The sequence below is a fragment of the Moraxella sp. ZY200743 genome, assembly GCF_050885545.1.
GTDB classification, from domain to species: Bacteria; Pseudomonadota; Gammaproteobacteria; order Pseudomonadales; family Moraxellaceae; genus Moraxella; species Moraxella haemolytica.
Map to the genome: position 1 here is coordinate 1,227,898 of NZ_CP091313.1, position 26,099 is coordinate 1,253,996.

Consider the following 26,099-nt stretch of genomic DNA (forward strand, 5'->3'; position numbering starts at 1 on the left):
TGTACCAAGATTAGACAAAATGGCTGTACGAATTGCACATAAAGTCTCTTTTGTGCTTGAATTTTTGATATAATATGGGCAATTTTTTTACCATAAAATCTCAAACAAAAGCAATTTTAATACCATGACCAAGCCAATCAATCAGCTAAAAACCACACTCATGCAACGCCGCCTATCCATCGCTAAAACTTCTTTGAATATTGGTGCAAACTGGGCAAAAAGCGGTGTTTCAGGGCTGTTCTTGAGTAAAGAAGCCAAAGAAATACAAAAACACACCCTATTAAAAGAACAGGCTAACTATCTGGTTAGCGAGCTTGGCAAGTTAAAAGGCTCGGTGGTTAAAATTGGGCAGATGCTTGCTTTGTATGGTGAACATTTTTTACCCAAAGAAGTCATCGATGCCCTACATACCTTAGATGCCAATACCACCCCATTGTCATGGCACATCATTTATGATGCCCTAAAAGCAGAACTTGGCGAACGAGTGCATGATTTTGAGATTGAACGCACACCAATTGGCACAGCAAGCCTAGCTCAAGTACACAAAGCCGTACACAAATACAGTGGTCGCACCGTCGCTTTAAAAGTGCAGTATCCTAATGTCGCAGGTGCAATTGAATCCGACCTTGCCATCTTTAAGCAACTACTAAAAATTACCAATGCCGTCCCACAAACCAAAGCGTTAGATGATTGGTTCTTAGAAATCAAAGAGCTACTACAAACCGAAGTTGATTATCATACTGAAGCTGCCACCACCAAGCGATTTGCCAATTATCTATCCGATGACGCACGCTATATCGTTCCAACCATCTATGATAACTATAGCACTAAACGGCTTATTTGCATGAGTTTTGAGACTGGCGTACCACTCAATCATAAGTTGGTCAATGCACTGCCTCAGGCTCGCAAAGATGCTTTGGGTGGTGCAGCACTTGATATCGTCATGCGTGAGCTGTTTGAATGGGGAGAAATGCAAACCGACCCCAATTTTGGCAACTATTTGGTAAAAATTGATGACGATGGGGCTGATAAACTTGTCTTGCTTGACTTTGGGGCGGTCAAGCAGTTTGATGAGCATTTATTACATCTTGCCAAAAATCTAATGACTGCAGGATACCATCAGAATAAAGATATGATGATGAATGCCATGCAAGGCTATGATTTTTTTGACAAACTAAAAGACAAACCCAAAGAAGACATGGCAAAGGTTTTCTTGTTAGCGTGCGAACCTTTTTCTGATGCCAAGCACCTCTCAGCTCAGTTTCTAGATAACAAAGGCTGTTATCTATGGGCGAATAGTCAGCTATATCATCGAGTGATGAGTTGTGCCAAAGATGGCATGACCTCACTAGAGTTTAGCCTGCCACCCAAAGAGATGATGTTCATCAGTCGAAAATTTATCGGTGCCTACACCCTACTGGTCTCGTTAGATGCACGCATTAACAGCCAGACACTCATCACCCCATATCTCAAGAATAACAACATCACTTAAACCCAAAAATATAAATACCATGAACTTACAAAATACATTCATGGTATTTATTAGGATTTTGCGTATATTCATCAGATGAAATAAATTGTTACCGCCATCATAACATGATAAGATACAAACATAATTCCACAATTATCTTAGGAGTATGCCATGACAAGCGATAGCAAAGCCACTCAACAACCCAAAACTCGTCGCACCACCCCAAAAACACAAACCATGCCAAGCACCGCCGCACAGCTAGAAGAGCTACTAACTCACGCATCACCTGATGATTTGGCAGAGCTTGGGCAACTTTTGAGCGACTATCTACCTGCTACACAAGTTGTTCAACAGGTACGCACGGACAAATCCAAAGACACCCAGCTATCAGACAACTGGCGTGAAGGCGGTTACCCTTACAAGCATCGTTTGAGCCGTAAAAACTACGAATCCCAAAAGTACAAACTACAAATTGAACTATTAAAGCTACAACACCATGTCAAAGCCACAGGGCAAAGACTGGTTATCTTGTTTGAAGGTCGTGATGCGGCAGGTAAAGGTGGTACTATCAAGCGATTCATGGAACATCTAAATCCTCGTGGTGCTCGTGTGGTCGCCCTAGAAAAACCAACCGAGCAAGAAAAAGGACAATGGTACTTCCAGCGTTATGTACAGCACCTACCAACCGCAGGCGAGATTGTATTATTTGACCGTTCTTGGTATAACCGTGCTGTGGTTGAGCGTGTGATGGGTTTTTGTACAGACCATGAATACCAAACTTTCATGCGTCAAGTGCCTGAATTTGAAAAACATTTGATTGAATCTGGCGTTCAGCTTGTGAAATTTTGGTTCTCAGTTTCTCGTGAAGAGCAAAAAGCACGCTTTGCCAGTCGTGAAAATGACCCATTAAAACAATGGAAACTTTCACCTGTGGACCAAGCATCTTTAAACAAGTGGGATGATTATACCCTTGCAAAAGAAGCCATGTTCTTTAATACTGACACTGCAGAGTCGCCTTGGATTGTCATCAAATCTGACTGCAAAAAGCGTGCTCGCCTCAATGCCATGCGTTATGTCCTAAACAAACTAAATTACGAAAATAAAGACGCTGCACAAATTGGCAATATTGACCCACTGATTGTTGGTCGTGCAGGGGCACTTTATGAGATGGATGAGCATACCGACCTTTCGGTAAGCTCTGCTAGAAATACCAAAAAATAACCATCTTGTAAAATAAAAATACCGCCCTTTTTGAACCACATCCCAAAAGTTAGACAACCTTTGGGGTGTTTTTATTGTGAACGCAGATATGGATTGTAAATATGCCATTTGAGTATTTTAGCCCATCTTGGCTAACCTAGCATCTATCAAATCACAAGCCATACATTTGTACGACTATTTGTCTGCTTATCCTCAAATAAACTTAGTTGTTCTTGATCGGATTTTTGGGCATAAGTAACACAAATACTGCCTGTCGCTTGACAGCAACAGGCGAGCACCTCATCATCATCAAGCATGGCGATGGGTTTTCCAATGGTCTTAATATCCCCTGTCTTTGCCGTGATACGCATCTTACAAGAACCACAATAGCCACGCTGACATTCAAACCGCACCGTCTGATGCCCTGTTCGTTTCATGCCTTCTAACAAGGTTTCGTTCTCGTGCAGATAAAATCGCATTTCATCGGTGAATACCCAGCCCATGTTATACCTTGTCTTACCCAAAAGTTAAAGCGATATTATTTCTTGATTGGCAATCATTAACCGATGAGCATCATAGCTCAAAGTCATCCAAATCAACATCATCTAAATCCGAATCAATCTGACCCACCAAATAAGTAGTGATTTCAGTCTCTTGCGGAGCAACCTGCACATTATCTGATGATAGCCATGCATTAATCCAAGGAATTGGGTTGGATTTGACTTCAAAGATGGCAGGCAGTCCGATTGATGCCATGCGTGTATTGGTGATAAACTCAATATACTGGCATAGAATGTCTTTATTCAGACCAATCATCGAACCGTCTTTGAATAAATAGTCCGCCCAGTCTTTTTCTTGTTCGGCAGCAGTACGGAAGATAGCAATCGCTTCATCTTTACACTCTTGAGCAATCTCTACCATCTCAGGGTCATCACGACCCATCTGCATTAGGTTAATCATGTGCTGAGTACCATTTAGATGTAGTGCTTCATCACGAGCAATCATCTTGATAATCTTGGCATTGCCCTCCATCAGTTTTCGCTCTGCAAAGGCAAATGAACAAGCAAAAGACACATAGAAACGAATGGCTTCTAACACATTTACCGCCATCAAACATAGATAAAGTTTCTTTTTAAGGTCTTTAAAATCCACCGTTACCTGCTTGCCATTGATGATGTGCGTACCCATACCAAACATATTGTAATAATTTGATAGCTCATACAGCTCATCATAATATTTGGCAATATCTTCAGCACGAGCAAGAATATGCTCATTATCCATGATGTCATCAAAAATCACTGATGGGTCATTAACCACATTGCGAATGATGTGTGTATAACTGCGACTGTGAATTGTCTCACTAAATGACCATGTTTCAATCCAAGTCTCAAGCTCAGGGATGGACACCAAAGGCAATAGCACCACATTAGGACTGCGACCCTGTATGCTGTCAAGCAAAGTCTGGTATTTTAGATTTGATAGGAAAATGTGTTGTTCATGTACAGATAAATTAGCAAAATCAATGCGATCTCGGCTGACATCAATCTCTTCTGGTCGCCAAAAGAATGACAACTGTTTTTCAATCAGCTGTTCAAAAATTGGATGTTTTTGTTGGTCATATCTGGCGACATTCACCGGTTGCCCAAAAAACATTGGCTCGGTTAAAACATCGTTTTTCGTTTGACAAAAAATAGAATATTGCATGATATTTTTTCCAAAATAAATCAAATAAGAGTCTTAAAATTCGTTAACTTATTGAATTAATAGGACTTAAATCAATATATAGTATTATTTTTTATAAAAAACACATTATGTAGTAAAAATCTGCCGATAATTTTAACATAAAAAACCTGAGTTCGCATGGTTTTTTAATCACAAATATTAGCACCACCCCAATCGCCCAAAAAAGCAATCGGCTAATCTTTACCATTCATCAGGCTAGCTATTTACCATCGGCAGACAGTCTGTTTAATAAGCTAATGGATGGTTCATGGTCTTGGGTCGCCGCCTTTTGTAGCCATTCTTTTCCTTTTTGCTCATCTTTTTTTATACCCTGACCATCTAGGTAACACAGTGCCAATTGGTGCATGGCAGGGGCAAAGTCAGACTCGGCCGCCTCTTTAAAATGATCAAAAGCTGCCGCCAGATCCTGAGTAATACCCTCGCCTCGCTGATAATGTACTGCCAAATTGTAGCTGGCTTCTGGAATACCGCCCATCGCTGATTTTTTAAAACACTCCATGGCTTCTGCATAATCTTGGGGAACGCCACGACCCACGCAGTACAAATTACCCAAGTTTAAATAAGACAGCACCATACCAAGTTCGCCTGCTTTTTTGTGCCACTTAACCGCTTCATCATCATTGGTTGGTACGCCAACGCCATACTCATACATGAGTGCGATATTATGACAAGATTCAGCATAATCGCTGCTAGCAGCTTTTTCATACCAAGAAAATGCTGTTTGATAATTTTGCGTTACCCCAAAACCATGATAATACATCACACCCAAATTATGATAAGCCTTGATATTGCCCTGTTCGGCAGACTTCATGAACAACTCATGCCCCTTTTCATAGTCCTGCCGTACACCCATACCCTGACAGTGCATGACACCCAAGCTACGCTGTGCGTCCGCCAAGCCTAATGCCGCCGCAGCCATGAGCAATTCCGCCGCCTGCTCATAGCCGCCCTGCTGATAATGCATAGTTGCTTTATCATACAATGCCACCGCCTTGTCATGCTCTGCTTGTGTGTCATGGTTGATTGACTTTCTGACATTAGCGATGGAATCATTATGATTATTTCTTTTAAATAACTTATTAAGAAAACTCATTGCCGACTTCTTTTATCCAATAAACGAAAAATTACCTAAAAACATCAATTTTAACATCAAATTTTGGCCATATTACAGGCTGTCTAATCCTCGTGCCAAATCCTTGATAATATCCTCTACACTTTCAAGCCCTACCGATAAGCGTATCAGCCCATCATTCACGCCTGCTTCCAGCCGTTGCTCGGGAGTCATGCGAAAATGAGTAGTGGTGGCAGGATGGGTAATGGTGGTCTTAGCATCGCCTAAGTTATTGGTGATACTAATCATTCTTGTGCTATCAATGATATGCCATGCTTCATGCTGACCTGCCACCTCAAAACCAATAATCGCTCCAAACGCTCCTTGTATTTCGCCACCTCCAACGCCACTTAAAGCCGTATGCTGGCGTTTGGCAACTTCATGCGAAGGATGATTAGAAAGTCCTGAAAAATGCACCTTGGCTACTTTTGGGTGTTGATTTAAAAACTCCGCCACACGGTTTGCATTCTCGCAGTGGGTTTTCATGCGAATGGACAAGGTTTCTAGACCTTTTAGTAACACCCACGCATTAAAGGGAGATAAACTTATGCCACCAGTACGCACCACACCAAAGGCTTTTTCCATGAATGTCTCAGAACCAACCAATGCACCTCCCAAAACCCGTCCTTGACCATCTATGTATTTAGATGCCGAATGAATGACGATATCCGCCCCTAGCTCCAAAGGCTTTTGAATGACTGGGGTGCCAAAACAGTTATCCACGATGAGCAATGCCCCATTTTCATGGGCGATTTTAGCAATCTTAGTAATATCAGCAATCTGAGCCAAAGGATTGCTTGGGCTTTCAAGATAACAAACCTTAGTATTAGGCTGTATGGCACCTTTCCAAGCGTCAGTATCAAAGCAATCCACATAAGATACCTCTACACCAAAGCCTTTAAAATAAGTGTCAAACAAAGCCACCGATGAACCGAACAATTGCTTGGCACACAATAAATGGTCGCCTGCTTGAAGATAAGCAAGGCACATTGTCAAAATCGCCCCCATGCCACTGGCAGTCGCAACACACCGTTCGCCATTTTCTAACAAAGCAAGTCTGCGTTCAAAGGCTCGCACAGTTGGGTTGGTATGGCGAGAATACACATTGCCCTTTTTGTTACCGTTGAAATGGTCGGCGGCATCTTTGGCAGACGCATAGACATAGCTACTGGTAGCAAAAATCGCCTCACTATGTTCACCTTCGTCCGTACGGTGATAACCACCTCTTACCGCCAAAGTTTGTTCAAAAAATCCTAAAGATGGGTCTAGGGCATCAGATTGCCAATTATCATCCAAAATTGTCATACTTACACCTTTTTATCAATCATCAAATCAACATATCTCTATGATAACACAATTTTCATCACTCGTTTTCATGCTAATACAAATAAAAAAGACGGTATGAAGCCCGCCTCTTTTATTGATATTCAACCGATTATTCATCAACAAATGACAGCCAATGCTTGTATTGCTCGTTGCGACCTTGCACAACATCAAAATAAAGCGTTTGTAGTTTTTCGGTGATTTCACCACGAGAGCCATTACCAATCACTCGATCATCATATTCACGAATCGGCGTAACTTCAGCAGCTGTGCCTGTCATGAAAATTTCATCGGCTAAATAAAACTCATCACGAGTAATGCGTCTTTCTACTACCTTAATACCCAAATCATTGGCAAAATGGATAATCGTACGGCGAGTAATACCGTCTAATGCACCACCTGCTAAATCAGGTGTGTGTAACTCACCATTTTTTACTAAGAATAGATTTTCACCAGAACCTTGACATACATAGCCCAATGGGTCCATCAAGATGGCTTCATCATAGCCAGCTTTGGTCGCCTCTTGATTGGCTAAAATAGATACAGGATAGTTAGCGGCAGCTTTTGCTTTACACATGGTAACATTTGGATGATGATGCGTATAACTTGAAGTTTTAGCACGGATACCATTTTTGATACCATCTTCGCCCAAATACGCACCCCAATGCCAAGCAGCAACAGCGGCATGAATGGTATTGTCTTTGGCTGCGATGCCCAATTTTTCAGAACCCACCCAAATCAACGGACGGATATACGCTGCTGATAAACCGCTTTCACGAACCACATCTTTTTGGGCTTGTACTAGCGTATCATGGTCATAAGGCACATTTAGCTGAAAGATTTTGGCGGAGTTTAGTAGTCTTTCGGTATGCTCATGTAGGCGAAAAATCGCAGTACGCCCATCAGGTGTCTGATAAGCACGCACACCTTCAAACACCGCCAAACCATAATGCAGGCTGTGCGTCAAAACATGGACTTTCGCATCTGGTTGCTTGACAATCGTACCATCTATCCATAATTTACCTGGGTTGGTTGCCATATTCATGAGTATTCCTTAGAGTTTTTGATCGTAAAAATTACAAATAAAAAAGGGAGTGTTTAGTGATTATAGCACCCTTTAGGGCTTTTGCAATATTTTCTACAGCGTTTTTGAAAAATTTTCTTAAAAATTGTGCCATCATGATGATTTTTTTGTCGTTTAGCTTTACAATACACCGACAAATACAACCAAAACATAACCAACAAATCCATCACACTCATGCCTATCGTTAGCGAAAGCAAGCCCCGCAGACTACCCTATATCAGCTATGAAGAACAACAACGCATCACCAGATTATGCGTACGATGTGCATTGCTATTCATGCAATACGGTGGAGAATCGGCGGTGGTGGTTGACTTAACAAAACGACTCGGCGTGTCTTTGGGTGTGGGTGGCGTGGAATGTGCTTTGTCTTTTAATGCCGTAACCTTAACCACGCTATACAATGGTCGCTGTATCACCACCGCCAGAAACACCATTCATCAAGGCATCAATGTTAGCATCTTGGTGCAGATTCAGCAGATTGTCATGTATGCCGAATCCGCCACCAAAAACGAAACTTTGATTGACGAAGTTGAAAAACAACTAAACAGCATTGACCGAACCACCTACCCCAATGCCCTGATGTCGCTTTTTGTAGGTTTTTCTTGTGCGTGCTTTGCTTATCTAAATGGTGGCAATCTGGTGATTGCTACCATTACTTTGGTGGCTGGATTTTGTGCCATGCGGATACGCTTATACTTATCCGCTCATCATTTCAACCCTTTTGTTGTGGTCATCATCACCGCTTTTGTTGCCACGCTATTGGGAGCGTCGGCGTACTTTTTAGATTTAAATGGTTTGGTAAGTCTTGGCGATAAGGCTGATATTGCTGTTGCTGCCAGCGTGCTTTTGCTCGTACCAAGTTTCCCCATCATTAATGCCTTGTCGGATATTCTAAAAGGCTACATTAATATGGGTGTAGGCAGGTGGATGTTTGCCAGTATGTTGACCTTATCAGCGTGCGTTGGCATAGTGATTGCTTTAATTTTATTACAAATTCCACATTGGGGGCTATGATGTGGCTCATTTCCGATATTTTGTTATCATGTGTTATCACGCTTGGATGGTGCTTGATGCTTACCTTGCCTAGTCGTTATATTGTTTATTGCCTGTTCATGACTGTCCTAGGTTTTGGCACAAAAAGCCTAATGGTGGATTTTGGCATTCATTTGGCGGTGGCAACTTTCTTTGGTTCAATGTTTGCCAGTTTTGCAGGCGTGTGGTTTGCTCAACGATTTCGCCTACCGCCAAAGGCATTGATTGTGCCAAGTGTGATTTGTTTAATGCCTGGTATTGCCGCTTATAAAGCGATGGTAAGCATGGTACAAATCGGTTATTTTGGTTTTGATATGACGCTATTTATTACCATGATGCAGTATTTTTTTGAAGCAATTTTTATCATCTCAGCCTTAGTGCTTGGATTGTCCATTCCTGGCATTTTATTTTATCGCAGAAAACCCATTGTTTAGCTGCCCTACAATGTACTTAATTCATTTTAATCAAAAAATAAAAAACGCTCATCAAGCAATGAGCGTTTTTTATTGTCAATGTTTTGTCAAAATAACAAAAAGTGGGAGCTTGGCACACTAAGGCGTATCCACCTGTTGTGTAACAGGCTTAACCTTATCATTGTTTGGTGCAGGTTGTACCACTTGTATGATTTTAGTTACCTTGACAGGCTCGTCTTGTGGTTGTTCGACACTTGCGGTCGATGCCATTGCACGCATGATTTGACGCTGTTTTTCAATGCCAGCAATCTGTTCGGCTGTCAAGGTTGCACCACCACCTAAGGCTTGATACAGCTGAATCTGACTTAGAATTTTTTGCAATTCTAGGTTTAAGATATTTTGCTGATTGGCAAACAGTGAACGCTCAGCATCTAACACACTTAGATAATCATCTAGTCCCGAGCGAAAGCGTGCATGAGCAATTTTGTAAGTTTGTTGGTAATTGCTTTGTAGCTTATATTGCGACTCTAACTGCCTACCTAAAGTTGCACGAGCTGCCAATACATCGCCCACCTCCTTAAAGGCAGTCTGAATGGCTTTTTCATAAGACACCAATGCACTTTTTTGGGCAACTTCCGCCATCTGGTAGTTAACACGGCGTATTCCTGCATCAAAAATCGGCAAGTTGATTGATGGACCAACCGACCAACCAAAGGCAGTTGATTTTAATAAATCACTTAGGCTTGCTGAGCTAAATCCCAAATTGCCCGTCAGACTAATTGAAGGAAAATAAGCAGCACGAGCGACATTAATGTTAGCTCCCGCTGCCTTTAGGAGATGCTCTGCTTGCACCACATCGGGACGATAATACAAAAGCTCGCTTGGCAGACCTGCACTAAAGAGCGATTGAGTTGTGATGTTATCCACCGCCATGTCAGGCATCAACTCATCAGGAATCGGTGCCCCCAAAAGTAGCTGCAAGGCGTTGCGTGCTTGCAAAATGCCGGTATCTGCTTGGTAGATGGCAAGTTTGGCTGCCTCTAGCGATGCCTCTGCTTGCAGGCTTGGGGACCGAGCGTCAATCCCTGCAGCAAAGCGTTTATTAGTAATATCTAGTGAATGCTCACGAGTTTTTAGCGTCTCTAGGGCAAGATGACGCTGAGCTAAGGCATAACTTAGATTAACATAGCTTTGGGCAATACTAGAAATCAAAGAAATCTGCACCGCATCTTTGGCAGAATTGGTCGCCAGATAATTATGTAGTGCCGCATCTTTAGCATTGGCAATCTTGCCCCACAGGTCAATCTCATAACCTGGCATGGCAAGATTGACATTATAGCCACTACTGGCATTGCGGTCGGCAGCATTTGCCGAACGATTCACCCCACCTGACACCCCCAGCTTGGGCATACCATCGGCGGTGGTGATTTGATACTGAGCACGAGAGCTTTGAATGGCTAGCAAGGCTTTTTGAAGGTCTTTGTTGTTATTTAGACCCATCTCAATCAACGATTTTAGTTTATCATCTGCATAAAAATCCTGCCAACGCATGGCGGCTACGCTTGGTGCTTCTGCCAAACTGGTGGTTTGTGCGTCTAGCACTTGATAAGACTTATCAATCGCCAAATTATGCTTAGCAACCATCGTATCCGCCTGCTTTGGAATGGTGCTACACGCCGTCATGGCAAGTGCTAATGCAGATAGTGCAGACAGACGAATTGTGTTATTAGTTTTCATAAATTCTCCTTATGATTGCTACTGTGCGTCAGTTTTGGCAGGTTTGTGCGGAAAGATTGAGCGAACCCAGATGTAGAACATTGGAATAAAGAACACGCCCAAGAAAGTCGCCATAATCACACCACCAAACACACTTGTACCAACTGCATTTTGACTGCCAGAACCTGCACCAGTTGCAACATACAACGGCACAACACCGATACCAAAGGCAAGCGAAGTCATGATGATTGGACGCAAACGCTGGCGAGCAGCTCGCATGACCGCATCTTTTAATGCCCAACCTTTTTCTTGAAGCTCCTTTGCAACCTCAATAATCAAAATGGCGTTTTTGGCTGATAGACCAATCACTGTCAATAGACCAACTTGCAGATACACATCATTATCAAAGCCACGCAACCAAGTAAAAGTAATCGCACCTAAGACACCAAGTGGCACAACCATCATCACCGAAAACGGAATCAACCAGCTTTCATACAATGCCGCTAGACATAAGAAGACCACAAGAATGGAAATCGCATACAGCCAAGGTGCTTGCGAACCCGATTGTTGTTCTTGCAAGGTTAAACCAGTCCACTCAAAACCAATGCCATCAGGCAACTGACTGGCGATTGCTTCCATTGCGGCCACCGCTTCCCCATTTGATTTTCCAGGTGCAGATGCTCCTTGAATGCTGATGCTTGGCAAGCTGTTATATCGGGTTAGTCGTGGCGAACCATAAGTCCACTCACTTGTTGCAAAGGTATCAAAACCAATCATATTGCCACCAGAGTTACGCACATACCATTTGCCGATATCTTCAGGCGTTGTGCGAGACATGGGATCACCTTGAATATAAACAGACTTAATGCGACCACGGTCAACAAAATCACCAAGTTTCGCCGAACCCCAACCCATTGAGATGGTGCGGTTGATGTCGCTAATGGATAAACCGTAGGCAGCAGCTTGGTCATGATTGACATTCACTTTTAGCTGTGGCGAGTCTTCTTGTCCATTAGGACGCACACCTGACAGCACATCTGGCTTTTGAGCTGCCATACCCAGTAGCATATTGCGTGCCTCAAGTAGAGCTACATGACCCACGCCACCTGTATCTTGCAAGACAAAATCAAAACCGCTAGAGCTACCTAGACCTTGTATCGATGGTGGTGCTAAAGTATAGACATTTGCTTTATTATATTGCGTCATAAAATACCCCATCGCCTTGCCTGCGATACTCGCTGCATCGGTGCCAGGGGCAGTACGCTCATCCCAATCTTTTAGGCGAATAAAAGCAATACCGTTGTTCTGACCACCTCCCATAAAGCTAAAGCCTGTTACGGTAAAGATGGACTCAATATTATCTTTTTCTTGATTGTTAAAATACGCACTCACATCATCAAGCACCGCTTGGGTGTCTTTGGTTGTTGAGCCGACTGGAGTCTGCACCATCGTAAACAGCACGCCTTGATCTTCTTCTGGAACAAAAGAATGAGGCAGTCTAGTAAACAGCACACCAAGCACAAGAATAATGAGTGCATAGCCAATGCCATATAACCACTTAAGATTAAAGCTCTTGCCAACAATTTTTTCATATTTTAAGCTGGCATCACGAAATAGACGATTAAACCAACCAAAAAATCCTTTTTGATGCTCGATATCTTGATGAGCTTTACGCTTTAAGATAGTAACACAAAGTGCGGGTGTAAAAATCAAAGCAACAACCGCCGACAATGACATCGCTGCAATCAGCGTGATGGCAAACTGACGATAAATTACCCCTGTTGAACCACCAAAAAACGCCATCGGCACAAATACCGCCGATAAAATCAGAGCAATACCAATCAGTACTTTGCTGATTTCTCTCATTGATTGGATGGTAGCGTCTTTAACTAAGATGGTTGGGTTTTCTTCCAAGATACGCTCAACATTCTCCACCACAACAATGGCGTCATCAACAAGCAAACCGATGGCAAGCACTAAGGCAAACATAGTGAGAATATTGATACTAAAACCAGCAACAAGCAGTACTGCAAATGTACCTAAGATGATCACAGGCACCGCAAGGGTTGGAATGATGGTGGCACGCCAGTTTTGTAAAAACAAAAACATGACCAAAAACACCAACACAATCGCCTCAATCAGCGTATGTACCACCTGCTCAATTGATAAGCGAACAAATGGCGTGGTATCATAAGGCACGACCGCAGTCAATCCTTTAGGATAGCTTTTAGCAAGTTGATCAAGCTTTTGTTGGACTGCTTCACGCACTTCTAGAGCGTTTGAACCCGAAGCCAACATAATGCCAATACCCGCCGCCTCTTTACCATTGTATAAAGAGTTGTAGCCATAGTTTTCCGAGCCGATTTCTACTTTTGCCACATCTTTTAGGCGAACTTGTGCCCCCTGAGCATCTGCTTTTAGCAAAATATTACCAAACTCCTCAGCAGTCTGTAGATAACTTTGCACGGTAACGGTGGCGTTAATTACCTGTGCTTCTTCATTAGATGGTGCAGCAGCAAGCTGACCGGCTGACACTTGGGCATTTTGGGCATTGACGGCAGTGGCAATGTCTGATGGCATGAGCGAATAAGCACGAAGTTTTTCAGGATCTAACCAAATACGCATGGCATATTCAGAACCAAAAACATTGACATTGCCCACGCCTTGTACACGGCTGATCTGATCAACAATGCTTGAATTGAGATAATCGGCAATATCGGTCTTATCCATACTGCCATCTTCAGAAATAAAGCCAACCACCATCAAAAATGACGATGATGATTTGTTCACAGTCAATCCCTGTCTTTGCACCGCTTCTGGTAAAGACGATGTCGCTGCTTGGAGTTTGTTTTGTACTTGCACTTGGGCGGTATCTGGATCGGTGCCGTTTTTAAAGGTTAGCTCAACCGATGCCATACCTTGTGCTGATGAGCTTGATGACATATACATCATGCCATCTAAGCCTTTCATCTGTCTCTCGATGACTTGCGTTACCGAATTTTCTACCGTCTGAGCATCCGCACCTGGATAAACAGCACTAATTGTTACTGTCGGTGGTGCGATTTCTGGATACTGAGCGACAGGCATTTTAAATACAGAAATCACGCCCACCAGCATAATTAAAATGGCAATTACCCATGCAAAGATGGGTCTTTTAATAAAAAACTCTGACATAAACGCTCCTATTGTGCCACAGATGCTTCTTTGGCATCTTCATTTTGTCGCTGAGCATTCTGAACATTCGGCTTGCTGTTGCTATTGTCAGCTTGCGGTGCCATGACAGTATTTTGACCTGCCATACCAGACACGCCTGCCTGCTTTGGTTGGCTTGATGTATAAGGACGAGTCTCAACCAATTGATCGGGTTTGACTTTAGCAGCACCAACCATGACCACTTGATCACCATCTACTAGTCCCTCAGTGATTACCCATTGACCTTGAAAAGTCCCTGCAGTCTTCACAATACGAGCTTCTATTTTTTTATCTTGATTGACCACATAAACTTGGGTCTCACCTTTTGGCGTGCGAGTGATTGCACTTTGTGGCAAAGCCACAGCATTATTGACGATAGATTGCATTAACTTGGCATTAACATACATACCAGGGATTAGCACGCCATCTGGATTGGCAAATACCGCACGAATAGTAACAGAGCCTGTTGACTCATCAACTCTAGCATCTGCTAAGATAAGCTGACCCATCAGCGGATAAGCCTCACCATCTTCAAGCACGATTTGCACTTCAGGACCGCCATACGATGCCTTACCTTCTGCAATCTGCTGACGCAAACGCAACATCTCTGAAGATGATTGACTGATATCCACATACACATAATCTGTGCGTGCGATGGTGGCCAGTGCATTAGCCTGATTGGCAGCAACCAATGCTCCATTGGTAACCGCCGAGATACCAATTTTACCACTAATAGGAGCTCTGACTATGGTACGACTATAATCCAGTTCACTGGCGTTTAAGCTAGCTTTGGCACTATTAATCGCCGCATCAGCACTGCCAATGCTTGCTCTAGCCTGTGCAACGGTCGCTTGTGCCGCCCCAACATTTGCCTCAGCAGTACGCACGGCAGTGATGGCTTGGTCATAGACCTGCTTGGATACCGCATCCACCTCCACCAAATCTTTTAGTCTGGCCAAATCAGCTTGTGCCTGTGTCAACATTGCTTGCTGTGCGGTCAGATTGGCTTGTGCTTGTGCATGGACAGCACGAGCATTTTGGGCGGCAGCTTCTGCACTAGCTACCGACGCTTTGCCTGAATTGATGGCACTGGCGTAATTATCTGTATTGATGCGATATAGTGGCTGACCTGCACGCACAAAACCGCCTTCATGAAATAAAATCTCATCAATAATACCTGTTACTTGTGGACGCACCTCTGAGGTTTCAACCGCCGCCACACGACCTGAGAAAGTCTTGGTCATTGGTATTGAGGTTAGGTTAATGGTCTGCACATCAACCACTACAGGTGGCATCTGCTGTTGGGCTGATGCCTGTTTGGCTTGGTCGGACTTATTGCAAGCAGTCACCAACGCCATACTTGAAAATACCGCAGCAATCATCACTGCTCTTACACTTAGTTTCATAAGAACCTTTTAATTTTTGAACTCAAAAAAGTTTTTTAAATGATTAAAATACTTAGAATAATTAAAACAATAAGTTTTACGGCTTTGATTTTTTAGTTGGTTACAACACACCAATAAGCATTAAGCAAGCACCCAAGAAAGCAAACCCCTAAAACCGCCCCAAGTCCGGCAAACTGTATGCCAGACAAAAGTTAGCAACGCCGAATAAACAAAAAAATAGCAATACCGCTCATTAAAAACCATACTATCTATTTTCTCTTGTTGCATTCATGCAAAAAGGCTTTTATTATACCCAAAAAAGCGTTGATAAACTTGGGTTTTTCTACACAGTTTGTCAAAAAATTAGATTGCTTTTTTATAAAAAGTATGTACAACTATGCATCATAATCATTAAAAAAGCAGAATTTTTATAAAAATAAAAAATTTTGCAAAAAAGTTCTTGCATTTTTACAAAATTTTGTTATCATAGCGTCCAACTTAATAAGGCTGGATGGCAGAGTGGTCATGCAGCGGACTGCAACTCCGTGTACGCCGGTTCGATTCCGACTCCAGCCTCCATTTTAGATTATTTTTAGTTTTTTTAATCGTTATAGATTGATGATTTAAAAAAATACTCTCGCCTGGGTGGTGAAATTGGTAGACACAAGGGATTTAAAATCCCTCGCTCTCACGAGCGTGCCGGTTCGAGTCCGGCTCCGGGCACCATCTTCAAGACCCTTGAAATATTTTTGATATTTCAAGGGTTTTATTTTTTGGTCAATTCAAACACCCCATCTATTCAACCCACCAATTAAACAGATAAAGCCGTTAAATAACCACACCACCTAAGTCGTGATTAGCTGCCATAATTGTTTTTTTCTGCTTGCGTCTTTTGTCATTACTGCCAAAGTTGGTATCTCTTTATCTATCTTGCTTTGATGCGTGATGTATTCATTTAGACCATTAAGCAAAATGACCTGTTCAGAAAATTCCTCTAGCATCTGCAAACGCAGTACAAAGCCATCAAAACATATCTGGGCTAGGGTTGGTGTACTTGAGAGTTCATCACTCATAGGATAGCTGATACGATGAAAATCAAAAAAACATCCACAATCCTTCGTCCAACAAGATAGGGCAGACTTTAGCGACATCCAAACCAATCGTTCCTCACGACTACTGGTGCTAACATCAGCTATTAGCACCCACTTGCCTGCACGAATACCCTCAACCTCGTAGCTGATATCAGCATCGTGTTTTGTGCTTATATTTGTAGCCACCTCTTGCCAATCCAACACTTCCATTTTATCGGACTGATCAGCTTCATTGACACCATCCATGACATCGCCAACCACATCAGATGGCTGATTGACTGATGCCACCAAACCATCTAAACTAACTGATGACTTTTGATTAAAGCGATCAAACGCTACGGCAGGCAGGCTATGGATGGTCGTGGTCGTCTTTGCCCAAAGATTGACCCCGAGCAAATCTAGTACATGACGACAATGTGCATTTTGCTCATTCATCATCAATTTGACTCGCTGTTCTTTGGTGGAGTGTAACGGCAGAGTGAATGACTTTGAGAAAACTGAGCTCCCCACTTACGATAACCTTGCGTGTCTAGATGGATTGCTCCTGTGGCGTACAGCCCCAGACCAAAATTATGCTCCAAGCCTTGATATAGCCAATATTCGCACAACCCTTCTTGCAACTGATATAGTTGTCTGCTACCCATCTCAAAGCTAGGCACCCAAATATCTATCGCCCCATTACTCATGTGCTTACTGCTGGGTGCTCCGCCTGCACAACGGTTCAACTCAGGATTGCGATACACCGAGCGTATCTGTGTGTCAGCAGGTAGAATCCCTAAAGTTAGAAGTTCGTCATACAATCTTAATGTAGGCACCATCGATGACCATAGCTCTTGGGGTGGCACTTCATAAGGCTCATAACCACACGATTGCCAAGAGCGTGCTGTCGTCAAAAGCTCATGCATGGGTGGTAGTCGTCCACCAAGTGCCGCAGCAAGATACTGCTCATAAGCAAAAACTTGAGATTGATGATGTGGATGCGTTCTTAGCCAAGTCTCAAAATCTTCCTTAGTACCCACCTTTCTTGGGAGTTCATGACTGTGCTGGTGATCATCATGATTGATAACCAAAAGCGTTCTAGGTTCGGTTAATGGTTGGGATAAAATGGGTTTGCTTGATGGAACTTGGGTGTATTTTTTTACCACTTTGATGGTCTGCGTATTTGACTCTAAAGGTGTGCCAGCACAAGCACTTAGCCCAAAGGCGGTGCATACACCCAGCACAACCGCCCAAGATGGCAGTTTTTTATGCTGATTGTTTATATCCAAAATCATAAATAAGACCCCATACAACCCATTATAATAAACAACAATATCTGTCATATCATAACAGATTTAAGACACCAATACCGCACAAATAAAATATCTAGCTTCAATGACGCACGCCAAAAATGTCATTATACTACCAAATTCATCAAATGAAAAACATCCATTATCTAGCCCAATAATTTAAAATATCATTTTTTTCTTTTATTTAGATTTTCTAAACTATTATTTACTTAATATACCAAAAACCACTCGCTAACCATCAAACACGGTTAACTTTGCAATTGCAAATTATCCACGCCACACAACGCCACCAACCAGTTAAATTCTAAGAAAACCAAATGCTATTGGCTGACAATTATTATTTAACCTAATGATTTTTATAGAATTAATATACTTGTGATTTATCAAAATAGTGTTACTATATAAACAAGACCAAATTGCAATAGTAGTTTTTATCAAGCGTCATAATTCAGCTTTTGATAGATGATGAATGTTTAGATGTATCTTTTAGTTAAAGTACATAACACTTTCTTTAAAACCTAAATTCAACAGCCATCTGTTTAAGCTCAAACGCAGTGTTTATCCACCACTTAATCATGATAAACCACGCAAAAAAAACCTTGATTTTAGGTACTTACTCTCATGCTATTATCATGCGTTATTATTATCATGATGACGCACAAGAAGATAACCATGATTTGCCTTTGATGAATGTATTTACCATATGCAATGCAATGAAATAAATTCATCAAATGGCTTGGTGCATCAGATGAACCTTTCTATAGCAAATGCACCAAACACCAAAGAGGTTCTTTTCATGAAACACATGAATAAATATGTACTTACTACCAGCATCGCATTAGCAGCAACTTTAGGCAACCCAGCGATTGCTACAGATAATAAAGGTGCCAACATCGAGCAGGTGCTTGACGAACTAACTCGTCAGCATAACGGAGCATCAAGCCTAGTAAAATCAGCCAGACAACCTGTCTCACTGACTTTTAATAGTCCATTACTAACCCAACCAAGCAAATCACAAACCAAAGATGAGCCTGTCCTAGAAAAATTGACAGCCGCCGCATCAAATACCATGAATAAATTTAAACAAACTGGCATAGCTTCTTGGTATGGCCGCCAGTTTCATGGTCGCAAAACTGCCAGTGGCGAAACTTTCAACATGAACGCATTGACCGCTGCTCATCGCTCACTACCACTAAACTGCTACATCAAGGTTACCAACAAGGATAATGGCAAATCTGTCGTTGTTAAAGTCAATGATCGTGGTCCGTTTCAAGGCGACCGTGTACTTGATTTATCCTACGGTGCTGCCAAAGTCATTGGCTTGACCCAGCGTAGTACAGGCAATGTCATCATTGAGCGTGTTGATGGACCTGAATAATCCACAAATCAACAACTCATACACCCACTCGTTTCACAACTTGGATAAATAAAAAACAGCCTTAATAACAGACTGTTTTTTTAGTCATGTCGTAATAATTTATTGTCAGTTAATAAATATAATAATCAGCAAGTCTATACCAGTTCAAATGCACAGTTAATGGCATGATCTAGCCTATCTACTGCAATCACCTGAATGCCACGAAACTGATCATTATCCGCCTTAGGTGCATTCGCCTTAGGGATAATGGCGTGCGTAAATCCATGCTTCATCGCTTCACGCAATCGCTCTTGGCCATTTGGCACAGGGCGAATCTCACCTGATAAGCCCACTTCACCAAAAACCGCCAAACGAGGTGGTAAGGCCTTTTCTCTAAGGCTAGAAGCACAAGCCAAGAGTACCGCCAGATCTGAGCCAGTCTCCATAACCTTAACACCACCAACGACATTGACATACACATCCTGCCCACTGGTGTGAATGCCGCCATGACGATGCATGACCGCAAGTAGCATAGACAGTCTTTGATAGTCTAAGCCAAGAGCCATGCGTCTTGGCTGTGCGTGTGCATCATCAACCAGTGCCTGAACTTCAACAAGTAGCGGTCTAGTGCCTTCTCTACTGACCATCACCACAGAGCCTGCGATGGGCTTTTCGTAGCGACTTAAAAAAATCGCCGATGGATTGGCAACTTCTTTTAACCCTACATCCGTCATGCCAAAAATACCCAACTCATTAACCGCCCCAAAACGATTTTTTACTGCTCGAATCATGCGAAAACGACTGTCGGACTCTCCTTCAAAGTACAGCACCGTATCCACCATATGCTCAAGCACACGAGGTCCTGCCAGTGCCCCTTCTTTGGTTACATGACCCACCAAAAATAATGCCGTTCCTGTCTGCTTGGCATAGCGTGTCAAAATTGCCGCCGACTCTCGAATCTGAGCCACACCGCCTGGTGCAGACTGTATTGCATCAGTAAATAGCGTCTGTATTGAGTCAATCACTGCTACTGCAGGCTGTTCTACTGATAATGCCAAACAGATGGTATCAACATTGGTCTCGGCAAGCACACGCAATCTATCGGTTGGTAAGCCTAGTCGCTTAGCACGCATGGCAACCTGCGACAGGCTTTCTTCGCCTGTGATATATAGTGCTGAACCTGCTAAAGAATCACTGACTGCCATGTTGGTGGCAGTCTGTAACAAGATAGTTGATTTACCAATACCAGGGTCGCCACCAATCAGCACCACCGAGCCTGCCACCAACCCCCCACCAAGCACACGGTCAAACTCTCCTATGCCTGTTGGCATACGAGTCTCAAGCGTAACACCCACATCATCTAGGCTCATCACACCAGATGTTGCCCCTGCATAGTTTGCATTCTTCGTGGTGGAAATTGTGCTTTTTTTGGGAATTTTATGGTGTGGCATACTGACATCAGGTGCTTCAACCAAGCTATTCCATTCGCCACAATCGGCACATTGCCCCGACCATTTACCAAAATTTACCCCACAGGATTGGCAAACATAAGAGGATGATTTTTTTGCCATGATGATTATCTTATTGTTATCGCCTTGCTTTATTTTTATTGATTAACTAAGCATTAACCAATCTACCCATTACACTGAAAAATCTTTGCCCAAATACACTTTTTGTACCAACTCATTCACCAAGATATCATTGGGAGTGCCTTCAGCAATAATAGCACCTTCTGAGACAATATACGCCTTTTCGCAGATAGAAAGAGTCTCTCGGACATTATGGTCAGTAATAAGTACACCAATACCACGAGCCTTTAGGGTACTGATGACATCTTTAATATCACCCACCGAGATGGGGTCAACCCCTGCAAAAGGCTCATCAAGTAAGATAAACTTGGGGTTGCTTGCTAGTGCTCTGGCAATCTCACAACGGCGACGCTCGCCACCTGAGACGCTCATGCCTAAAGAATGACGCACATGCTCTAAGTGAAACTCTTCCATTAGCTTTTCAAGCTCGTGCTTTTTGGCCTTATTATCCAAATCTTTTCGCATCTGTAAAATAGCCATGATATTTTGCTCAATGGTTAGTTTGCGAAAGATAGACGCTTCTTGTGGCAGATAGCCAATACCTTGAGCAGCACGCTCATGCATGGATTTTTTGGACAAATCCACATCAAAAAGCATTACTTGACCACGATCCATTGGCACTAGCCCAATCACCATATAAAAACTGGTCGTCTTGCCTGCACCATTCGGCCCTAGAATACCAACCACCTGACCTTGCTCAACTTCAAATGAAACATCTTTGACCACCCAACGCTGGCCATAACGCTTGCCCAGATGACGCATGCTCAATGTCGTATTTGACATGATTTTCCTTTTTTGTTTAATGAGTGTAGTCTAATCATCAAAATAGGGCAAATCGCCCCATTTTAATCAGCGAATCAACGCAAGCCTTGATGCGAGCCGTTATCACTTGGCGGAAAGACCAGTTCTACACGGCGACCAGCACCTGCAGTAGCTTCTACATCACCTGCTTTTAGACTATAGCGAATGGTATTGCCTGAAAAACTTGAGGCTGCTTGAGTTAGCTTGGCATTACCCGTTAGAGTGACAATGCCTGTTACGGCATTATAATCAATACGGTTTGCTTGTCCTTTAGCAGCCCCCTTCTCTTTGGTAACGATTTGCTGAAATGTTGCTGGCTTTCCTGACGCAACCGCTGAAGTTATTTTGCGATCACCACTTAGGTTTAAAGTAAGATTGTCGGCAGCGATTTTTAAAGTCCCCTGCTCAATAGTAACATTACCCGAATAAGTCGTAACCCCCGTTCTACCCACATAAGTCGCACGGTCCGCCAAAAGGCGAATGGGTTGATTGGCATCAGAAGGCAGTGCATTCGCTCCTGTAATAAGGACAGGTAAACCAAACACGCCAACAAATAAGGCTGATTTTAAAAGAGTAGAAACAATGGACATAAACTATTCTCAAATGGTCTTAAAATAAGAGTAAACTTCAGATGGCTGATTGGGCTTATTTAAAACAACCGTCAATCAACAAATCATCAGACTTATCAATCAATTTAGAAATCCTAAAATAAGGATCTATCTTACCTACTGGCGGCATGATACAGCATTTCAATCTGATAAAATTCATACTCACCCAACTCAAGATTTGCACTCATGCCTTTTGCCTTAAAGCTATCTTGCCCATTGGTAATCTTTAAAGGCTGATCGCTAGACAGTAGGCGAGTCTTTGTATTGCCATTTAGCTGACCGCCCTCAATCACAAGTTTTGGTTTGTTATCAGTCGCTTCACGAGTCAAACTAAAACCATCAGATAACTTCATCTCTCCAGTCATCTGGTCAAGAACGGCTCGCTTAGCGATGATGGTGTATTTTTCCGATTTTGATGGTTGCCAATACATGGTTGCGTCAAGCATTTCATCTTCGCCTGCGGCATTTTGAGTCAGCGAGTCTGCCGTCAGTGTGTATTCAGCCTCGCCTGTATGTTCGTTGGTTTGGGTCGCTGTAAGCTTGGTAACCTCATAAAACATATCAGGAGTTGATGGGGTGGCAGGTTTGATTTGGGCCTCTTCTTGATAAAAGAACCAAGCTGCCACCATGATTGCCATAATCCCAAATACGCTTAAAATCCTAACATTCATTCGCACAACACCAATTCATCTAGACAAAATTTGACAAAAGATACAATAAGCCATCATGGTCATCATAAGAACCTATCAATAAACGCATCATACTGATTTTGAGCTTTTAGTATCAGTTCGCATACTTGTCTGACAGCTCCTTCGCCACCCCTGCTAGTGGTAATGACATCGGCATACTCTTGTACAATCAGCACACCATTTGGCACGCTAATACCAAGTCCTGCCTCACGAATTGCCTTTAAATCAGGTAGGTCATCGCCCATATAAGCACACGCTTCTAATGGCAAACCCAGCTTGTCGGCAAGAGCGGACAATGCTGTGTATTTATCATCTCTTCCTTGCACGACATGATGAATGCCAAGTTCAGTTGCACGGCGTACCACCATCGGTGAACTACGCCCTGTGATGATTGCCAAGATGATGCCTGCTTGCCTTAGGGCTACGATGCCCACACCATCTTGTACATAAAAAGCTTTTGTCTCAACATCGTAGGAATTATAGATGATTTTACCATCAGATAAAATTCCATCAACATCCATGGCTAAAAGCTGAATCTTGCTTGCTTTTTCTAGAATTTTTGAGCTTGGGTTGGTAATGTCATTCATTAGCTTACTCCAGCTTGTATCACATCATGAATGCTTAGCACACCCACCAGTTTTCCCTCATCTAAAACAAGCAACTGACTGATGCTGTATTCATTCATCATGCTGAGTGCATCCGATGCTCGGACTTCTTTGGTGGTATGTTTGGGACTATTGGTCATGATGTCGCCAATCTTAACGGTCAATTTGGTAGACCCTGCCAATTTTCGGCGTAAATCGCCATCGGTAAAGACACCCACTACCTCATCAATATCATTCATCACCACCGCAAGCCCCAAACGACCGCTGGTCATCACAAGCAATGTCTCGTGCAAACTGGCATCATGATTGACTACAGGCAGGTTTTCTGTATGCATCAAATCTTGCACTCGAGTAAGCAACTTACGCCCCAAAGCCCCTGCTGGGTGTGAAAGAGCAAAGTCATTGCTAGTAAAGCCTCGTGCGTGCAATAGTGCTACCGCCAATGCATCGCCCAATGCCAGTGTTGCCGTTGTGCTTGATGTAGGAGCCAGACCCAATGGGCATGCTTCTTCTGATTTGCCCAAAGTCAAAGCAATGTCCGCCGACTGTGGCAAAAAACCACGACCATCACGACTGATACTGATAAGTGGGATATCAAGTTGCTTTACTACAGGAATCAGCATACGAATCTCATCGGACTCGCCAGAATTAGAAATGGCAATCAATACATCGCCTTTGACTAGCATACCCAAATCGCCATGCCCTGCTTCACCAGGATGCACAAAAAAGGCAGGCGTGCCTGTTGACGCCAAAGTCGCTGCAATCTTGCGTCCAATATGCCCTGATTTTCCCATGCCTGTTACAACCACTCGCCTTTGGCATGACAAAATCAGCTCGCACGCCTGACTAAAGCGTTCATCAAGCTCATCAATCAGCAAATCAAGAGCTTGCTGTTCTGTGCGGATGGCGTTGATTGCTTCTTGGATAAAATCTGTACTGTAAGCCCTGTGTGAGTACTGATTTGATTCGTTTATTTGAGTATTTATCATCTTACCGACAGCCATTTTAACCTGCATTGAGCTCATATCAAGTTTTAAATCCATGAATGAAAACCCGCTACCCATCAAAACCCCATAATAATAGTGTTTAAATACTACACTGTCTTAATGACTTGTATTTGAGTGGTGGATTCTTGTCATGATATCATATTTGAGGTTAATTTACGCTGATTTCATGGTATTTTTGGGTATAAATAACAAGAAAAACAATAAAATACACAAATAATCCACGCATTTAACACCCCTATTAACCAAAGTGCCACACACACGCAACTACCGTCACTAAAAAGACATAACGACCCACCCATACATTATGGCGAAATGATTTAAAGCAAGACAGGCGTTCACGATGAGCAATCAAAGTGTATTGATAGACAAATAACCCCACCATAGGCAACAAAAGCCATTTTGTCCATGCTGTAAAATAATGATGAAATACCCATGTCATCAACCCCAAAAATACAGCATTTAGCACACAAACAATCATCACATCGTAGCGACCAAATAAAATAGCGGTCGATTTTACGCCCACTTTTAGGTCATCGTCTCTATCACACATGGCATACTGGGTGTCATAAGCCACCGTCCAGCACATATACGCAACAAACAACAACCAGCCCCAAAAATCAACATTGCCAGTACTAGCAACATACGCCATCGGTATTGCCCAGCCAAATGCCGCCGCCAGTACCACTTGTGGCAGATGCGTATATCGCTTCATAAACGGATAAATAAAGGCAAGAGCGACCGCCACAAGCGACCAATAAAACACCTGCACAGGCAAAAAAAACAACAAACTTGCCGATAATAAAACCAGTACCACAAAACTTAGCACCGCCGTACGAGCAGACAGTCTACCATCTGCCAATGGGCGATTTTTGGTTCGCTTGACTTGCCCATCAACCTTGCGATCCGCAAAATCATTGATGGCACAGCCTGCCGCCCGCATAAGAATCGCCCCAAGTGCAAAAATCAACACATACCGCACACTAGGCAGTTGCCCAAGTTTTGCATTCGCCAAAAATACTGCCCATAAAGTCGGATATAGCAACAACTCTGTACCAACAGGTTTATCAAAGCGAGTCAGCTCAAGCCAAGCGATGAGTTTATCCAAAAAATTCATACCCCTGACTCTTTTTGAACAGCAGACTGCCGATGGGCGATTTGACTAATCTCCACCGCTTGCAATAAGTTAAGTTCAGGAAATGCCTGACGCAGTTTCTTAACAGCTACTGTCTGGTCTTTGGTTTGATGTACAATCTTTGCATAATAATCGATGTATTTGGTCTTATCCATCGTTTGCCACAGTTGTTTTATTTTGCGTCTTAAAGAAAAATTCTGCCACGCCATAATCAAAACCACCAACATGATCACATATTCGTATTGCATCATCACTCCTTAT

General features: G+C 42.8%; 24 protein-coding genes and 2 tRNA genes. 8 read left to right on the forward strand and 18 right to left on the reverse strand.

The features are described 5' to 3' along the window. Positions 1-124 precede the first annotated feature (124 nt). Both L3D27_RS05970 and ppk2 read left to right on the forward strand, forming a co-directional pair. Positions 125-1,492, forward strand: a complete 1,368-nt coding sequence (locus L3D27_RS05970; protein WP_432480617.1) for an ABC1 kinase family protein — start codon at positions 125-127, stop codon at positions 1,490-1,492. Between the two features lie 150 nt (positions 1,493-1,642). After that, positions 1,643-2,692, forward strand: coding sequence for a polyphosphate kinase 2 (gene ppk2, locus L3D27_RS05975; protein WP_432480618.1), 1,050 nt, complete (start codon positions 1,643-1,645; stop codon positions 2,690-2,692). A gap of 146 nt (positions 2,693-2,838) precedes the next feature. Here the strand turns inward: ppk2 and L3D27_RS05980 are convergent, their stop codons facing one another. The 5 genes from L3D27_RS05980 to L3D27_RS06000 form a co-directional block, all read right to left on the reverse strand. Beyond that, positions 2,839-3,174, reverse strand: coding sequence for a 2Fe-2S iron-sulfur cluster-binding protein (locus tag L3D27_RS05980; RefSeq protein ID WP_373628571.1), 336 nt, complete (start codon positions 3,172-3,174; stop codon positions 2,839-2,841). A gap of 70 nt (positions 3,175-3,244) precedes the next feature. Beyond that, positions 3,245-4,375 carry a class Ia ribonucleoside-diphosphate reductase subunit beta gene (nrdB, locus tag L3D27_RS05985; RefSeq protein ID WP_432480619.1) on the reverse strand — a complete coding sequence of 377 codons (1,131 nt, stop codon included), beginning with the start codon at positions 4,373-4,375 and terminating at the stop codon, positions 3,245-3,247. A gap of 238 nt (positions 4,376-4,613) precedes the next feature. Next, entirely contained in the window at positions 4,614-5,507 is an 894-nt protein-coding gene (locus L3D27_RS05990; protein ID WP_432480620.1) for a tetratricopeptide repeat protein, read from the reverse strand. Positions 5,508-5,579: 72 nt separating this feature from the next. Continuing rightward, positions 5,580-6,830, reverse strand: a complete 1,251-nt coding sequence (locus L3D27_RS05995; protein ID WP_432480621.1) for an O-succinylhomoserine sulfhydrylase — start codon at positions 6,828-6,830, stop codon at positions 5,580-5,582. A gap of 130 nt (positions 6,831-6,960) precedes the next feature. Further along, positions 6,961-7,893 (reverse strand): branched-chain amino acid transaminase, encoded by a 933-nt coding sequence (locus L3D27_RS06000; protein ID WP_432480622.1) that lies wholly within the window; start codon positions 7,891-7,893, stop codon positions 6,961-6,963. 213 nt (positions 7,894-8,106) lie between these two features. Here L3D27_RS06000 and L3D27_RS06005 point away from each other — a divergent pair, with 213 nt between their 5' ends. Both L3D27_RS06005 and L3D27_RS06010 read left to right on the forward strand, forming a co-directional pair. Continuing rightward, positions 8,107-8,946, forward strand: a complete 840-nt coding sequence (locus L3D27_RS06005) for a threonine/serine ThrE exporter family protein (protein ID WP_373628567.1) — start codon at positions 8,107-8,109, stop codon at positions 8,944-8,946. Then, positions 8,946-9,398, forward strand: coding sequence for a threonine/serine exporter family protein (locus tag L3D27_RS06010; RefSeq protein ID WP_284672866.1), 453 nt, complete (start codon positions 8,946-8,948; stop codon positions 9,396-9,398). Before L3D27_RS06005 ends, L3D27_RS06010 begins: the two co-directional genes overlap by 1 nt. Before the next feature lie 117 nt (positions 9,399-9,515). Here L3D27_RS06010 and L3D27_RS06015 read toward each other — a convergent pair whose 3' ends face one another. The 3 genes from L3D27_RS06015 to L3D27_RS06025 are packed head-to-tail and all read right to left on the reverse strand — an operon-like array spanning position 9,516 to position 15,691. After that, positions 9,516-11,114 carry an efflux transporter outer membrane subunit gene (locus tag L3D27_RS06015; RefSeq protein WP_432480623.1) on the reverse strand — a complete coding sequence of 533 codons (1,599 nt, stop codon included), beginning with the start codon at positions 11,112-11,114 and terminating at the stop codon, positions 9,516-9,518. Between the two features lie 18 nt (positions 11,115-11,132). Continuing rightward, positions 11,133-14,267, reverse strand: coding sequence for an efflux RND transporter permease subunit (locus L3D27_RS06020; RefSeq protein WP_432480624.1), 3,135 nt, complete (start codon positions 14,265-14,267; stop codon positions 11,133-11,135). Between the two features lie 8 nt (positions 14,268-14,275). Continuing rightward, positions 14,276-15,691, reverse strand: a complete 1,416-nt coding sequence (locus tag L3D27_RS06025; RefSeq protein ID WP_373628564.1) for an efflux RND transporter periplasmic adaptor subunit — start codon at positions 15,689-15,691, stop codon at positions 14,276-14,278. Between the two features lie 484 nt (positions 15,692-16,175). Here L3D27_RS06025 and L3D27_RS06030 point away from each other — a divergent pair. After that, a tRNA-Cys gene (locus L3D27_RS06030) sits at positions 16,176-16,249 on the forward strand. Between the two features lie 60 nt (positions 16,250-16,309). Beyond that, a tRNA-Leu gene (locus L3D27_RS06035) sits at positions 16,310-16,396 on the forward strand. Positions 16,397-16,515: 119 nt separating this feature from the next. Here L3D27_RS06035 and L3D27_RS06040 read toward each other — a convergent pair. Together L3D27_RS06040 and L3D27_RS06045 are read right to left on the reverse strand one after the other, a co-directional pair. After that, on the reverse strand, positions 16,516-17,199 hold the full coding sequence (locus tag L3D27_RS06040) for a hypothetical protein (protein ID WP_432480625.1): 684 nt from the start codon (positions 17,197-17,199) through the stop codon (positions 16,516-16,518). After that, the gene (locus tag L3D27_RS06045; RefSeq protein WP_432480626.1) at positions 17,199-18,035 is read right to left on the reverse strand and encodes a D-Ala-D-Ala carboxypeptidase family metallohydrolase; all 837 of its coding nucleotides are present in this window, start codon (positions 18,033-18,035) and stop codon (positions 17,199-17,201) included. Before L3D27_RS06045 ends, L3D27_RS06040 begins: the two co-directional genes overlap by 1 nt. Positions 18,036-18,625: 590 nt before the next feature. Between L3D27_RS06045 and L3D27_RS06050 the strand changes: the two genes are divergently transcribed. Together L3D27_RS06050 and L3D27_RS06055 are read left to right on the forward strand one after the other, a co-directional pair. Further along, positions 18,626-18,772 carry a hypothetical protein gene (locus L3D27_RS06050; RefSeq protein WP_432480627.1) on the forward strand — a complete coding sequence of 49 codons (147 nt, stop codon included), beginning with the start codon at positions 18,626-18,628 and terminating at the stop codon, positions 18,770-18,772. 74 nt (positions 18,773-18,846) lie between these two features. Continuing rightward, positions 18,847-19,428 (forward strand): septal ring lytic transglycosylase RlpA family protein, encoded by a 582-nt coding sequence (locus L3D27_RS06055; RefSeq protein ID WP_373628561.1) that lies wholly within the window; start codon positions 18,847-18,849, stop codon positions 19,426-19,428. A gap of 134 nt (positions 19,429-19,562) precedes the next feature. On the opposite strand, the gene radA is transcribed toward L3D27_RS06055, so the two are convergent. From radA to L3D27_RS06095, 8 genes are all read right to left on the reverse strand, one after another. Next, entirely contained in the window at positions 19,563-20,978 is a 1,416-nt protein-coding gene (radA, locus tag L3D27_RS06060; protein WP_284672872.1) for a DNA repair protein RadA, read from the reverse strand. Positions 20,979-21,047: 69 nt separating this feature from the next. After that, a complete protein-coding gene (gene lptB, locus L3D27_RS06065) occupies positions 21,048-21,779 on the reverse strand; it encodes an LPS export ABC transporter ATP-binding protein (protein ID WP_284672873.1) in 732 nt (243 codons plus the stop codon). A gap of 74 nt (positions 21,780-21,853) precedes the next feature. Next, positions 21,854-22,387 carry a lipopolysaccharide transport periplasmic protein LptA gene (gene lptA / locus L3D27_RS06070; protein WP_284672874.1) on the reverse strand — a complete coding sequence of 178 codons (534 nt, stop codon included), beginning with the start codon at positions 22,385-22,387 and terminating at the stop codon, positions 21,854-21,856. 131 nt (positions 22,388-22,518) lie between these two features. Further along, positions 22,519-23,076 (reverse strand): LPS export ABC transporter periplasmic protein LptC, encoded by a 558-nt coding sequence (gene lptC, locus L3D27_RS06075; RefSeq protein WP_432480628.1) that lies wholly within the window; start codon positions 23,074-23,076, stop codon positions 22,519-22,521. A 62-nt stretch (positions 23,077-23,138) separates the two neighbouring features. Then, complete coding sequence (locus tag L3D27_RS06080; protein WP_373628559.1) at positions 23,139-23,681, reverse strand: KdsC family phosphatase; 543 nt, start codon at positions 23,679-23,681, stop codon at positions 23,139-23,141. Further along, complete coding sequence (locus L3D27_RS06085; RefSeq protein WP_432481884.1) at positions 23,681-24,688, reverse strand: KpsF/GutQ family sugar-phosphate isomerase; 1,008 nt, start codon at positions 24,686-24,688, stop codon at positions 23,681-23,683. The genes L3D27_RS06080 and L3D27_RS06085 overlap by 1 nt, the downstream gene beginning before the upstream one ends. A gap of 256 nt (positions 24,689-24,944) precedes the next feature. After that, positions 24,945-25,820 (reverse strand): 4-hydroxybenzoate octaprenyltransferase, encoded by an 876-nt coding sequence (gene ubiA, locus L3D27_RS06090; protein ID WP_432480629.1) that lies wholly within the window; start codon positions 25,818-25,820, stop codon positions 24,945-24,947. Next, positions 25,817-26,089 carry a hypothetical protein gene (locus L3D27_RS06095; RefSeq protein ID WP_432480630.1) on the reverse strand — a complete coding sequence of 91 codons (273 nt, stop codon included), beginning with the start codon at positions 26,087-26,089 and terminating at the stop codon, positions 25,817-25,819. Before L3D27_RS06095 ends, ubiA begins: the two co-directional genes overlap by 4 nt. Positions 26,090-26,099 lie beyond the last annotated feature (10 nt).